Here is a 13,242-nt window from a genome sequence, read left to right on the forward strand (position 1 = left end):
CTTCAAGCAGTCCCGAAACCCCTAAACCCCTAAACCCCTAAACCCCCCTCACTCATTATCCGACGCCTCCGCAAACGGCCCACTCACCTTCGGCTGGTCCGGCCCCGGCCCCTTCGACTGCGCCCGGCGCGTCACCTCGGCCAAAAACTCGTCGGCCATGCGGAAGAAGTCGTCGCCGCCAAAGAAGATGACCTTGTCGCCCGGCTCGACGACCTCGTACAGGTAGTCGTTGATGGTGCTCTGATTCTCGATGTAGGTGCACTTCAGCCCGTTCTCGCGGATGCGCTCGACCACGGTCATCGTGTCGATGCCCGGGATCGGGTCCTCTTCGGCGGCGTACATCTTGGTGATGATCACCTCGTCGCTGCCCTCGAAGGCCTTGCCGTACTGCTCTTGCAGGTACTTGATGAGGGTGTAGCGATACGGCTTGAACACGCTGATGATGCGCCCGTCGACGAGCTCCTGGGCGGACTCGAGCACCTTGCGCATGCACGTCGGGTGGCTGTTGTAGTCCTTGACGATGGTCACCCCGCCGCCCGAGGCGATGGTGAAGCGGTTCTCCATGCCCGAATAGGTCTTGAGCGCCTCGCGGATGGGCTCGACGCCCACGCCGAGTCGGCGGGCGACGGCGATGGCGCCCATGGCGTTGACCACGTTGTAGCGGCCCGGGAGGTTGAGCTCGAGGGGGCCGAGGGACTCGTTGCGGTGGAACGCCTCGAACTCGATGGGCAGCTGGCCGGGGCCGAGGAGCTTTCCGTGGAACTCGGCGCGGTGCTCGACGGCGTAGCCGGTCGGGCGAAGGCCCACGATCTCGCAGAAGCGGCGGTTGCCGTCGCAGTCGAGGTTGACGAACGCCTCTTTGAGCCGCTCGTTCGACTCCATGAAGTCGACCATGTTGGCGATGATGTCGTCGAGGCCGTCGTAGTAGTTGAGGTGGTCGAGCTCGAGGAAATTGCACACCACGTAGTCGGGCTTGATGTTCAGGTGCGACCCGTCGCTCTCGTCGACCTCGACGACCATGATCTTGCTGTCGCCGGCGTCGCGCGCGTTGGTCTCGAAGTTGTTGAGCATCCCGCCGATGATAAAGCCCGGCTCGAGGCCGGCGCACTCGAGGATCCAGGCGATCATGCTCGACACGGTGCCCTTGCCGTGGGTGCCGGTGACCCCGACGGTCTTGTAGCCGTCGATGAGGTATTCGAGCACCTCGGAGCGGTGGACGACCTGCAGGCCGCGCTCTTTGGCGGCGACCAGCTCGACGTTGTGGTCGGGGATGGCCGTCGAGACGACGAGCACGTCGGCGCCGTCGATATTGGAGGCGTCGTGGCCGATGGTGACCTCGATGCCTTCGGCTTGGAGAGCGTCGGTGATCGAGCTCTGGCGCACGTCCGAGCCGCGCACGGCGAAGCCGCGCTGGTGCAGTACCCGGGCGACTCCGGAGACGCCGATGCCCCCGATGCCCAGCATGTGAATCTGTGTATCTTCTGCGAACTCTACCATCACACGTCCTTATGTAGCGTTGGTTTCCAGGCCGCCTTTTAGCACAACAGTCAAACGACACAAAGCTATGCCCCCTGTTGCAAATACGCGGCGCGTTGCGTTAAGTTTGCGCCGATTGGGTACGCAACCAGGAGGTGCCGACCTGCGACGCATTTGACGGCACCTCACGCAAATACAACGACAAGCCAAGTGACGACCATGAAACAAAACGTGCAACGGATCGCCCTCGCCGGGCTGGCCATGATTCTGAGCGGTGGCATCGTAGGCTGCCAGGAAGTCGACCAGCCGAAGACGACGCTGACCCAGAAGCAGTGGCAGGAGGTCAAAGGCCACCTGCTCGACGAGCAGCCCGAGCCCGATTACCCCATCGGCGCCAAGTTCGGCGACAAGATCGAGCTGATCGGTTTCGACGTGAGCAAGCCGCTCGAGGCGGGCAAAAAGGCGACCTTCACCTGGTACTGGAAGGCGCTCGATGACATCGAGGACAACTGGATGGTCTTCGTGCACTTTGACTCCTCGAAGCGCGCGTACCGCCAGAATCTCGACCACCACCCGCTCGACGGGCTGTACCAGACGGGCCGCTGGAAAAAGGGCCAGATCATCGAGGACGTCCAGCACGTGACCCTCGACAAGAACTACCCGGCGGGTCAGGCCGTCCCCTACATCGGCTTCTTCAAGCAGAACCAGCGCCTGCCGATCGCCAACGACGTCAAGAAGACCGACGACCGTCGCGTCATCGGCCCGCCCCTGACCGTCAAGAACGCCGCGGACAAAGGCGGCGCCAAGTCGGGCAAGGCGAAGCTGCCGACCTACATGGTCCCCACCCACGACGACAAGGCCCTCGAGGGCTTCAAGGTCGACGGCAAGCTCGACGAGAAGGTCTGGGCCGACTCGAAGGCCATCGGCCTGCAGTCGTTCGGCGCGGCGCCGAACCTGAACACCAAGGTGCACGTCTTCCGCACCGACGACGCGCTGTACGTCGGCGCGGTGCTCCCCGACGAGAACGTGTGGAGCGAGCTGAAAGACCGCGACTCGAACACGTGGACCGAAGAGGTCTTCGAGGTCTACATCGACAAAGACCGCGACGGCAAAGACTACATGGAGCTGCAGATCAACCCGCTGGGTACGATCTTCGACGCCCACTTCGCCCAGCGCCTCGGCCGCGGCAAAGGCAGCCGCAACGAGCAGATCGACCGCGCCAAGGCGTGGAATATGCAGGGCCTCGAGACCGCCGTGCACGTCGACGGCACCGTCAACGACAAGTCTGACAAGGACAAGTCGTGGAGCGTCGAGATCAAGCTTCCCCTCGAGGGCATCCCCGGCGTCGACCGCGAGCCCAAAGACGGCGAGAACTGGGCGGTCAACTTCTACCGCTACGACCGCCCGGCCAAAGGCGACAAGCGCACCTACGCCTACGCGTGGTCGAAGCCCAACGGCGGCAGCTTCCACCAGGTCGAGCGCTTCGGCACGCTGCACTTTGGCGAGAAAACCGCGGTCACCAAGCGGGCCGAGGTCGCCAAGCAAGAGGCCAAGCAGGAAGCCAAGCAGGAAGCCCAGGCCGGCGACAAGCCGAGCCTGCGGCGCATCCGGAAGCCCAATATCGAGCAGATGCGCAAGCTCAAGATCAACCAACTCCGGCCCAAGTTGCCCAATCGCGCCATCACGCCCAAGAAGGGCGGCAACGAGGCCGGCGAATAAGCGCCGCTCGATTTCCTGGCTAACAGGGTCCGGTTGAACCGAAGGGGCCTCGGCGTATGACGCCGAGGCCCCTTCACATTTTTGGGTCGTTCACGTACGTATATATATGGATACGTAGGACACTGTACGATGAGCTGCGAGAGCGCAGCTATAACCTCCGTAAGACAAGGCAGATCATGGCAAGCGACAAACGCAAGCAGAGCCTCTACTTCCCTGAAGAGTATCTCGACGAAATTCGCGCCGAGTCGATAAGACAAGATCGCTCGATGTCCTGGATTGTGCAGAAGGCCTGGGAGATCGCGCGCGACAAGGTCAAGCAGTTCCCGTCGGCCAACGACTTCCTGCCGGGTGACGACGACGAAGAGGAAGCATAAGAGGCCCTCGGGCCAATTTGTTCGAGGCCTATCCGTCTGCGCTCGAGTTTTGTAGAACGCAAAAAAGCAGCCCTTCCGAAACCGGAGGGCTGCTTTTTTGTGTCTTGGTGGGCCGTCGGCCTGGTGAGTTCGGCCTTATTGAGCCGGATGCACGTACAGGCGAGTCACGTTCTTGAGCACGTAGTCGTGTCCGCCCACCCAGGCGTGCTCTTCGCCGTTGCGCAGCACGGTCCACAGGTCCATCGTCTCGGGCGCAAGGCGACCCTCGGCGACGCCGGGGTTGGTGGCCAGAAAGGCGATTTCATTGGCCTCCGGCGAGACGCGCGCCGACTTGATGTACGGCACGCACTGCGCGTCGTCGGGCTCCATGGCGTCGTTGTCCCAGCACAGACCCGGGTCGTAGCCGGTGTCGGGGTTGCCCCACACGACGTCGTACTCGCCCGAGGCGGGGTCGAACTTGAGGATGTCGCTGTCGCCGGCGTCGCCACTGCTGCAGTCGCGGGTGCCCACGGCGTACAGGTTGCCGCCGTTGTCGAAGGTGAGCGGGCCGCGAATCCGGGTGTAGTGGTAGTCTTCGTTGCCCTCGGTCAGCTCACAGCCTGTTTGGTTGGCCTGCGTCAGGTCGGCGGGTAGGCCGACGACCACGCGCTTGGGGATGCAGCGCGCCGTGGTGGTGTCCGCGCCCGGCTGATAACACTCGTGGATGTCACCGCAGGTGCCCGGGCCGCCGCAAGCGCCGCCCAGATCCCCCAGGTTCTCGAGGTCGACGAAGTGCACCGTCACCTCGTAGGCAGTGCAGCGTCCCTGGTGACCGCAGCGCTGGCCTGGGCCGGAGCAATCGGCCGCGGTCTCGCACTCGCCGTAGTCGTTGGGCGCCTCGGTCACAAACGCGGCGATTTTGCCGTCGCGCGAGAAGCCCACCGGCATCGACTCGCCGAAGTAACTACCGCTGGTCTGCTGGTAGTTCTCGGCGTTGACCGTAAAGGCGGTGTCTGTGATGGGGCCTCCCAGCGAACCGAAGCGAAGGTCCATCGTCTGAAGGCTCGGGGCGAAGATCATCCCCTGGTTGGTCGACGGGTCGATATGCCACCCGCCCACGGTGGCGTTGGTGTTGCCTAGCGAGCCGATCTCGGTCTCGTCCCCGCCGTCGACGGAGACGTAGTACGCGGTGACCGGGCCACTCGACCCGCGTCGGTAGGACACCGTGTTTCCGTTCACCGAAGGCTTGCTCACGCCTTCGGCAATCAGTCGACCGTCGTCTTGAACCTTCAGGTCGCTGACCGAGGCGGCATAGACATCGACGGTGCCGTCAGCGTTTGCGTTATTCTCGGCCCACACGAAGCTGGACATGTCCTCGGTCAACCAGCACGGCTGAGCACAGTCGTGGCCTTCGGGGCTGACCTGAGTGTGGGTCTGATCGGCGGTCGAATACACATGCAGGCTCGTCTCGCCGGCGCCGGTCTTATCCTGGATCAGATAGGAGATATAGTAGTCCTCGGGCTCGGGCGTGGTGTTGTTGCTCGAGGTTCCGTCACCCTCGGGCACGTCACCTGCGTCGGGGTTGACGCTGGCGTCCTGCTCGGTCTCCCCTCCTCCATCGTCCGAGCAACCCGTCACTACCAGCGGGCTGAGCGTGAGCGCGGCGGCGGCGCCGGCTCGGAGCAGCCACGCATTGCATCGTTTCATTGCATCGTTAGACATACGGCGTTCCTGTTGGAGAATCTCTTAAATACGCGTCCGACTATAGAAATCTGAGCGAGGTGAATCAAGAAGTTACACTGCTTTTGCCTCGCCGCCATTTACTTTTACGCACCTTTTTTACTCTGCTTTGGCCTGTTGCCAGAGCGCTTCCATCTCGTCGAGCTCGAGGTCTTCGAGGCGACGGCCCTGCCGGTCGACCTCGGCCTCGATATAAGCGAAGCGCCGTCGAAACTTGCCGTTGGTGCGCTGCATCGCCTCCTCGGCGTCGATGCCGAGCTTGCGGGCCACGTTGACCACCGCAAAGAGGATATCTCCGAGCTCACCCATGAGCTCGACCTCGTCCGCGGCCTCCCCGGCGAGCAACTCCTCGAGCTCGGCGACCTCTTCATGCACCTTTTCGAGCGCCTGGGCGGCGTCGGGCCAATCGAAGCCGACCTCGGCGGCCACCTCTCCGAGCCGTTGCCCTTGTTCGAGGGCCGTGTAATCTGGAAGAATATCGTCTAGTATCGATGACTTAGGCATGTCGTTGGAGCGGCCTTTCGATGTGTCGGATCCACGGCTTTTTGCACGGTTTTATCAGTGAATTGGCTTGAACGCAGCGGATTGGGCGGGTTAGGATGCGCATGAAAGCGCAAACGTTCGACCGGTTCGTTCGCGACAAGCCTGCAGCATCAGTACTAGACAGACGTTCCCTATGAATCAACGTCAGACTTCCGAGGGCGGTGCCCCTGCGGTGGCGGAGCGTATCGGTTGCGGACTGGCCGCAATTCTGTTCGTTTTGGCCGTCTTGCTCCCGAGTGCCAGCTTCGCTCAAGACCTCGATCCGGAGATGGAAGAGGCGTTGGCGAACATGGACGCGGACACCACCGTCTACGAAAAAACGCCGGTGCCGGCTTCCAGCGTCGACAAGGTCAACCTCGACGTGCATTGGAGGCTGTGGAAGCGCGTCTTCTCCAGCGGCAAGCTGGGCATCGAAGAGCTCGAAGCGTTGATGAACGACGCGGTGAGCATCGGCTATCGCAACCTTCCCGACTACGCCACGGCCGTCTATAGCATGACGGCGAGCAAGGTGGCGAGCGGGGAGCTCGAGGTGCGCGACGCCTCGAAGCTCTATGAGATGGCGCGCAAGCTGGCTCCCGACATCCCCTACCCGGAACTCGCCTACAGCGCGCACCTCGCGCGCAACAACCTGGGGCGCATGCCCGCAATCGTCGGCAGCTACCATCGCGGAGTTCGCAAAGGCTTTATTTGGCTCGACTCCAGGATGGCCTGGGAGCTGAAGATCATCGCTTTCGCCTTGCTGGCGGCCATGGTCGCCCTGCTCTCCTTTTTGCTCGCCCAGTTGTTACGCTACTTCGGCATCGTCGCCTACGATTGCGCCAGATTCTTGCCCAAGGGCTTTTCGAGCAACCAGACAGTCATCTTGATCGTCGCGTTGGTCGTGGTGCCCGGTCTGTTGATGCGCTCGCCGCTCGTCTCGATGCTCATCTTGTTGGCCATCTTGTCGTTGGTGCAGCGCATCAACGAGCGCATCGTGACGGTGCTCCTCTTTGGCGCTCTGATCGCGCTGCCTGCGATCGACGCGCGCATGTCCGAGCAATTGACGTGGCCGGAGAGCGCGAGCCAGTCGTTGATGCACGCCCAATATCTGCATTGTGACGCGCCGTGTGCCGCCGATGTCGAGGATAAGTGGCTCGAGGCGAGCGACGACCCGGTGCTGACCTACACGCTCGCCCTGACCCACTATCGGCAGGGCTCGGAGAAGCAACTGGAGAACGTCATCGAGTTGCTCGAGGACCAGGAGAGCTGGCCGGCGCCGATGCAGGGCGCCGTCGAGAACCTCTGGGGGGCCACGCTGATCGCTCAGGCCAAGCCCGACGAAGGCATCGAGCACCTCGAGAAGGCCAAGAAGCTCGACCTGACGAGCCCCGCGGCGCCTTTCAACTTGATGCGCGCCTATCAGATGAAGAATGACGGTTCGGCCGCCTCGGCCGCGCTCGACGAGGCCATCTCGGTCAATCTGGACTCGGTGCGCACTCACCTCGAGCTCGAGCGGCGCGACGTCAACAGCTTCTTGCTCGTCGAGCCGCTGGCTGCCGAGTTGTTCGTCCAGCGCCATCGTGAGCGCGCCTCCGAGCAGGTCTCGCTGGTCTCGCCGGTTTGGGCCGCCCTTGCCGGCCCGAAGCTTCCGCTCGACCGCGCCCCCTTGCTCGGCATCATCGGTGTACTGATCGCCCTGGCCTCGCTGCCCCTGTACTTGTCTGGCCGCGCCAGCAGCCCCTGCCCCAAATGCGGACTGGCGCGCGACCCTGAGGACGCGCCCAAGACGGGCAACCACCGCTACTGCCTGCCCTGCTATCACACGTTTGTGTCGGGGGCGTCCCTCGCCTACGAAGCCCGCGTTCATAATGAGCGCGTGCTCGGGCGTCGTGAGCGCTTCCAGGACGTGATGCGCCGCGTCTTGTCGGTGGTGGTGCCCGGCACCGGTCACAGCCAAGCCGGCCACGGGCTCGGTGGCTTTGTGATCACGTTGCTCACGGCGTTCGGGGTCTTCGTGTTGCTCCGACCGATGGGCATCTGGCGACCTCCCTACGAATTGTTCAGCGAAAACTGGGCCGCTCAGCAGTCAATCGCTTGGCTGCTAGTCTCCATCGGCGCGTTCTTCGCGCTGACGGCGGCACTGCGGGGCGTGAGCCCCACCGAGACCACGAATCGTACCAGCAACAAGCGAGGCATCGATGAGTGAGCAACCACCACGTCGACCCGAGGGTCGAGCCGGAGGCGAAGCCGGCGCCAAGCAAAGCAGCGGCTTCGGAGCAGTGGTCTTGCACCACACGGTCACCGCGTTGATGCTCGCCTTGATTCTGGCGCTGGGCGTCTGGGCCTACCTGACCTTTCGGAAGACCAGCTTCTTCGAGGCCCCCGACGACGAGGCCAACACGAGGGTCGAGGCGCACGCATTGCAGGCGCAGCTGCAGCGTATCCGCTTTGGCTTGGGTGTTTACTTTCGCTTCGACGGGCGCTATCCCGCAGCGCTGGAAGAGTTGGTCGAGCGCGGATTGTTGCTCCCGTCCGATTTGTACTATCCTTCGGGAACGGCACGATACGACTACCAGCGCACCGCGAGCGGCTATACGCTCGAGCTGGCGTCATCACAGTAGCTCGCCCGACCCTTCCTCCGCTCGAGCGCGTGGAGTGCACGGGCCGAGGTACATGAAGTAATCAGAGCACCCTATCGAGGATAGACACTTTGGAGGAGATCGTTCGAGAGACCATCGAGTTCGAAGAATCTGACGTCGCACGGTTCATCTACGGCAGACGCGATGCCAACCTGCGCATTCTTGAAGAGGAACTCGAGGTCGAAATCGGCGCACGCGGTAACGAGGCCACCATTTCGGGCAGTCCGCCCGACGTCAAAATGGCCCGCCGGGTGTTGCGCGAGATCTACGAGTTGGGCAAGAAGGGCTTTCCTATCAGCGAGACCGACGTGGGGCGCGCCGTACAGGTGCTGACCAACTCCCCGCAGGCCTCGCTGGTCGATATCTTCACCGACACTGTTTTCGTCTCGTCGAATAACAAGGTGATTGCGCCCAAGGGGCTCAACCAGAAGCGCTACGTTGACGCCATCCGCCGCAACGACATCGTCTTTGGAGTCGGGCCGGCGGGCACGGGTAAGACTTACCTGGCCATGGCGATGGCGCTCAACGCCTACTTCGACAAAGAAATCAAACGCATCATCCTGGTGCGACCGGCGGTCGAGGCCGGCGAGAAGCTGGGCTTTCTGCCTGGCGACCTCGCCGAGAAGGTCAACCCGTATTTGCGCCCGCTCTACGACGCCATCCACGACATGGTTGACCAAGACCGCGCCGAGCGCATGATCGAGCACGGTGCCGTCGAGGTTGCGCCGCTTGCGTTCATGCGCGGGCGAACCCTCAACGACGCCTTCATCATTTTGGACGAGGCGCAGAACTCGACCTCCGAGCAGATGAAGATGTTTCTGACGCGCATCGGTTTTGGCTCTCAGGCGGTGATTACAGGAGATATCACCCAGATCGACCTGCCCTCGCGCAAAATGAGCGGCTTGGTGCAGGCCGAGCGGATCTTGGCGAATATCGACGGGATCGATTTCTGCTACTTCACCGAAGTCGACGTGGTGCGCCACCCGTTGGTGCAGAAGATCATCACCGCCTACGATCGCGACCAGCGCTAAGCCCTGTAGGGGCTGAGGACGAAATGTCGTCCCTGGCCCTTTTGTTCTTTTGGGAGCGGGTAAGTTGCCGCTTGGCACGAAGTGAACTCGCCAGCAATGGTATATTCCCGCTATAGTAACCCCACCGACGAGGCAGCCGAACCCTCGGTGGAGGCCGGTCGACGCACGACCGGCTGGGCCACAGGTCCTTGGCCATGCCAATGAGCCCGTGGCATTCGGTACTCTGAGCACGGACGTTCTCTATGCCAAAAAGCACGCAGTCATCGAAGAGCGTGTTTTCGCCGTCCAGCGGAACGAAGGGGACGCGGCTGGAGAGGTTGTTGCGCCACCCGCTGGTCCAATTCGTGGCCTTCGGCGTCTTCGTCGCCGCCCTCGTCGCGATTGTCACCGCAAGCTTCGACGTGAGCGGCCCGTCCGTTCAGGAGAAGTCCATCGGCGAGGTCGCCCCGAGCGATATCAAGGCGACGCGCGACTTCACTTACACCGAGCCCGACGTCGCTGCGACCAACGCGCTGCGCGAGCGGGTCGCCAAATCTGTCCCTCCGGTCTTCGACTGGCAGGAGGGCATGGCCGACCAGGTGCGTGAGCGCATCGACAAGGCGTTTGCCTCGATGCGCACTGCCCTCGCCGAGCGCGCCCAGGTCCACTTGCAGGCCAACCGGCCGCAGGTCTACGAACGCATCGACAAGGAAACCTCGGGCACCGATGCCGTCTCCGCCTGGCTCGAGCCGATGTCTCAGGAGCGTCTGATCTCGTGGTCCCACGAGTTGCGGGCCGAGAAGTTCGACCCCTACCTCGACACCGAACTTTCAGAGGCGAGCTTCGAGACGTTCGCACGCGAAGGCTTCTCGGAGCGCACGGAGAACGCGCTCGAGAACGTCGTGGGCCGTGTGTTGTCGAATATGATCGTGCCCGACATGGGCCTGATTGACGAGCAGCAAGACCGCGGCATCTACCTGCGACGTCTGCGCGGCGACAAACTCCTCATCGAGTACCATATCACCGACGTCCACGAGCGCTTTGTGCCGATGGCGCGTACGGACAACCTCGTCCAGCGCGCCGTCGACCAGGTGCTGTCACCGGAGCGAAATCGGCAGTTTCGTCGAGCCATTCTCTCGGCGGCCTCTGCGCTCGTTCGACCCAATACTACCTACAACGAGTCGAAGACCGTCGAGAAGCGCGATGCCGCGCGCGAGGCAGTCTCCGACGTGGTCATTCGCGAGGAGTTTCGCAAGGGCCAGATCGTCGTCGAGAAAGGCCACATCATCACCGAGCGTCACTATCGCATCATCGATAAGATGCTCGAGGAAGACACCTACATCAACCGCACCCAGATCATCGCCGGCATCACGCTGCTGGTGTTGCTTCTGGTGGTGACTTTCTATGTGTTCGGGCGCAAGAACGTGCGCCATTTCCGGCCGACCACCAAGGATATCGTCTTTATGGCGACGAGCTTGGTGCTGATGCTCTCGTTGACGTGGCTGTTGAGTTTGTTGTTCCACGCGGTCGCCGAGCAATCCGATTGGGGACCGGCCTCCACGTGGTACTTCTTGGTGCCGGTCGCCGCCGGCGGCATGCTCATCCGGCTGGTCTTGAACAACGAGCACGCCATCGTCTTTACTATCGTCTTCGCCGCGCTGGTGGGACTGGTCACCGGTAGCTCGCTCTACATGATGACTTATACCCTGGTGGGCGCGCTCGTCGGTATCGGCGCCGTCCAGCAGGTCAAACACCGCATGGCCCTGATGTGGTCGGGACTCGCCGTCGGTGCGGTCAACGTGGCCGCTGTCGTCGCCTTTATTTTGCTCGACGGTGAGCTCTTCCAGATCGAGACGCTGCGAACGGCCTTCTTCGCCTTTGCGAGTGGCGTCACGAGCGGTTTCTTCGTGTTGGCGGTGCTCCCTCTCTTCGAGACGGTGTTCGGCTACACCACCGACATCAAGCTCTTGGAGCTCGCCAACCTGAACCACCCGCTTTTGCGCGAGCTCATCATCCGAGCGCCCGGCTCATATCACCACAGCATGATGGTCGGCTCGCTAAGCGAGGCTGCGGCCGAATCCGTCGGTGCGAACCCCTTGCTCTGCCGTGTAGGCTCCTACTACCACGACATCGGCAAGGCGAAGAACCCGCAGTACTTTGCTGAAAACCAAAAGGTCGGCGAGAACCCGCACGACAAGCTCAAGCCCAACATGAGCGCGTTGATCATCAAGGCACACGTCAAAGACGGCCTCGAGATGGCGCGCCAGCACCGTCTGCCCAGGGAGATCCAAGACTTTATCGCCCAGCACCACGGCACGAGCCTGATCGCGTTCTTCTATCACAAAGCCAAACAGATGGAGGATCCCGATATCCCGGAGGTCGACGAGAAGGACTACCGGTATCCCGGGCCCAAGCCCCAGAGCCGCGAGACGGCCATTTGCATGCTCGCTGACGGCATCGAAGCCGCCAGCCGTGCATTGCCGAACCCGTCGCCGGCGCGTCTCAAGGGCCTCGTGCAGAAGATGATCAACAAGGCGTTCACCGACGGTCAGCTCGATGAGTGTGATCTTACGCTCAAAGACCTGAACTCCATCGCCAAGGCGTTCACCCGGATCTTGACGGGCATCTATCACCACCGCCCGGAGTATCCCGAGCAAGCGCCACGTCGCCCGGCGCGTCCCGAGCCGCAAGAGCCCGCAGCCGAGGACACGCAGCGCACACCGCCGGCCCGAGGACGTCGTGGCTCCGGCGCTCAAAAGGCAGCCCCTGCCCCCGAGCCGCCCAAGGCGGAGACGTCGCTTGCAGACGTGAGCTCGGACGTGTGGGAGATTACGAAAGAAAAAGTCGAATCGATGCAAAAGGAAACCGATGCCGGTCGAAGTGGCGATTCAGGGAAAGGCGAGCGTGCACCCAAAGGTGCAGAGTCTGCATCAAATGATAGTGACGAAGGCCGCGAGTCACTTCCGCGCCTTGGGACTAACTGATCCCGAACTGTCGGTTGTGCTGACCGACAACGCGCAGATCGAGCAACTCAATGCCCAGTGGCGCCACGAAGACAAACCGACAGACGTTCTGTCGTTCCCCCTTCACGAACCCGCTGAGCCTGGGCAACTCGAAGACGATGTCTTCGCCCTCGGCGACATTGTCATCAGCGTGGAGTACGCGGAAAAACTCGTCGAGACCCAAGACCACCATCAGCGTGTCGCGCAGGAACTGGGCGTGCCCGCCGAGGAGTTGTCTTGGGAACTGGCCGATGAGGTTCATTTTCTGCTGATCCATGGCCTGCTGCACTTGGTCGGTTACGACCACGCAACCGAGCAAGAAGAACGCCAGATGAAGGCGCAGGAGAAGAAGCTGTGGCAGGCAGCCCAATAAGCTAAAGCGATACATTAATGAAATTGAAGGTTCTTGTTTGGATGGTGCTGGCGTGTATCTGCCTGGGCACCGCCTGCCGTAGCCTGCCCGAGCCCCCTGAAGAGCGTGCCCTCTACATCGATTTGCGCCAAGTCGTCGAGACGCGCGAGCGTGGGGAGTGGATCCTCGACGAGAAAGAACTCGAGGAGGCGCGGCCCAAGGCAATGCTTTCAGTGTGTCGGGTCTCCCCGCAGACCGTCGAAGGTCTCGAGCGTTGGCTCGACGAGCAACTCTCGACCCGCGGAGGCACTCCGTCCAAGCAGCATGCAGAAGGTGCCGATCTCGGAGAACTCGACGAGGAGTTTACCCTCGAGCGCGTTCGAAGCTTGGCGAGCTACACGAACCAGTCACGCGATGAGTGTCCCTTCT

The 13,242-nt window shown here is 62.2% G+C and carries 11 protein-coding genes (1 of these 11 only partly in view); 8 read left to right on the forward strand and 3 right to left on the reverse strand.

The window, feature by feature from the left end; all coding sequences use genetic code 11:
• Positions 1-48 precede the first annotated feature (48 nt).
• Complete coding sequence (gene murC / locus FIV42_RS29005; protein ID WP_141201083.1) at positions 49-1,497, reverse strand: UDP-N-acetylmuramate--L-alanine ligase; 1,449 nt, start codon at positions 1,495-1,497, stop codon at positions 49-51.
• A gap of 198 nt (positions 1,498-1,695) precedes the next feature.
• Here murC and FIV42_RS29010 point away from each other — a divergent pair, with 198 nt between their 5' ends.
• Positions 1,696-3,195: a carbohydrate-binding family 9-like protein gene (locus FIV42_RS29010; protein WP_141201084.1), complete on the forward strand. Its 1,500-nt coding sequence runs from the start codon at positions 1,696-1,698 to the stop codon at positions 3,193-3,195.
• A 173-nt stretch (positions 3,196-3,368) separates the two neighbouring features.
• Positions 3,369-3,569, forward strand: coding sequence for a TIGR04563 family protein (locus FIV42_RS29015; RefSeq protein ID WP_141201422.1), 201 nt, complete (start codon positions 3,369-3,371; stop codon positions 3,567-3,569).
• 135 nt (positions 3,570-3,704) lie between these two features.
• Here the strand turns inward: FIV42_RS29015 and FIV42_RS29020 are convergent, their stop codons facing one another.
• Positions 3,705-5,270 carry a hypothetical protein gene (locus tag FIV42_RS29020; RefSeq protein ID WP_141201085.1) on the reverse strand — a complete coding sequence of 522 codons (1,566 nt, stop codon included), beginning with the start codon at positions 5,268-5,270 and terminating at the stop codon, positions 3,705-3,707.
• Positions 5,271-5,387: 117 nt separating this feature from the next.
• Complete coding sequence (locus tag FIV42_RS29025; protein WP_141201086.1) at positions 5,388-5,792, reverse strand: MazG nucleotide pyrophosphohydrolase domain-containing protein; 405 nt, start codon at positions 5,790-5,792, stop codon at positions 5,388-5,390.
• 172 nt (positions 5,793-5,964) lie between these two features.
• Here FIV42_RS29025 and FIV42_RS29030 point away from each other — a divergent pair, with 172 nt between their 5' ends.
• From FIV42_RS29030 to FIV42_RS29055, 6 genes are all read left to right on the forward strand, one after another.
• Positions 5,965-8,016 carry a tetratricopeptide repeat protein gene (locus FIV42_RS29030; protein WP_141201087.1) on the forward strand — a complete coding sequence of 684 codons (2,052 nt, stop codon included), beginning with the start codon at positions 5,965-5,967 and terminating at the stop codon, positions 8,014-8,016.
• Positions 8,009-8,431, forward strand: coding sequence for a hypothetical protein (locus FIV42_RS29035; RefSeq protein ID WP_141201088.1), 423 nt, complete (start codon positions 8,009-8,011; stop codon positions 8,429-8,431). Before FIV42_RS29030 ends, FIV42_RS29035 begins: the two co-directional genes overlap by 8 nt.
• An 89-nt stretch (positions 8,432-8,520) precedes the next feature.
• Positions 8,521-9,480: a PhoH family protein gene (locus FIV42_RS29040; protein ID WP_222615340.1), complete on the forward strand. Its 960-nt coding sequence runs from the start codon at positions 8,521-8,523 to the stop codon at positions 9,478-9,480.
• Positions 9,481-9,722: 242 nt separating this feature from the next.
• Positions 9,723-12,443 carry an HD family phosphohydrolase gene (locus tag FIV42_RS29045; RefSeq protein ID WP_141201089.1) on the forward strand — a complete coding sequence of 907 codons (2,721 nt, stop codon included), beginning with the start codon at positions 9,723-9,725 and terminating at the stop codon, positions 12,441-12,443.
• Complete coding sequence (gene ybeY, locus FIV42_RS29050) at positions 12,394-12,834, forward strand: rRNA maturation RNase YbeY (RefSeq protein WP_168211017.1); 441 nt, start codon at positions 12,394-12,396, stop codon at positions 12,832-12,834. Before FIV42_RS29045 ends, ybeY begins: the two co-directional genes overlap by 50 nt.
• 17 nt (positions 12,835-12,851) lie before the next feature.
• On the forward strand, positions 12,852-13,242 hold the 5' portion of the coding sequence (locus FIV42_RS29055) for a hypothetical protein (protein WP_141201091.1). The gene runs 539 nt beyond the window's last position; only the first 391 of its 930 coding nucleotides appear in the window; it begins with the start codon at positions 12,852-12,854; its stop codon lies off the right edge, out of view.

This window comes from Persicimonas caeni (assembly GCF_006517175.1).
Lineage (GTDB): Bacteria > Myxococcota_A > Bradymonadia > Bradymonadales > Bradymonadaceae > Persicimonas > Persicimonas caeni.

Excerpts from the sequence above, each read along its gene's own strand:
- murC (WP_141201083.1), bottom strand. The coding sequence starts at position 1,497 with ATGGTAGAGTTCGCAGAAGATACACAGATTCACATGCTGGGCATCGGG.
- FIV42_RS29010 (WP_141201084.1), top strand. The coding sequence starts at position 1,696 with ATGAAACAAAACGTGCAACGGATCGCCCTCGCCGGGCTGGCCATGATT.
- FIV42_RS29020 (WP_141201085.1), bottom strand. The coding sequence starts at position 5,270 with ATGTCTAACGATGCAATGAAACGATGCAATGCGTGGCTGCTCCGAGCC.
- FIV42_RS29025 (WP_141201086.1), bottom strand. The coding sequence starts at position 5,792 with ATGCCTAAGTCATCGATACTAGACGATATTCTTCCAGATTACACGGCC.
- FIV42_RS29030 (WP_141201087.1), top strand. The coding sequence starts at position 5,965 with ATGAATCAACGTCAGACTTCCGAGGGCGGTGCCCCTGCGGTGGCGGAG.
- FIV42_RS29035 (WP_141201088.1), top strand. The coding sequence starts at position 8,009 with ATGAGTGAGCAACCACCACGTCGACCCGAGGGTCGAGCCGGAGGCGAA.
- FIV42_RS29045 (WP_141201089.1), top strand. The coding sequence starts at position 9,723 with ATGCCAAAAAGCACGCAGTCATCGAAGAGCGTGTTTTCGCCGTCCAGC.
- ybeY (WP_168211017.1), top strand. The coding sequence starts at position 12,394 with ATGATAGTGACGAAGGCCGCGAGTCACTTCCGCGCCTTGGGACTAACT.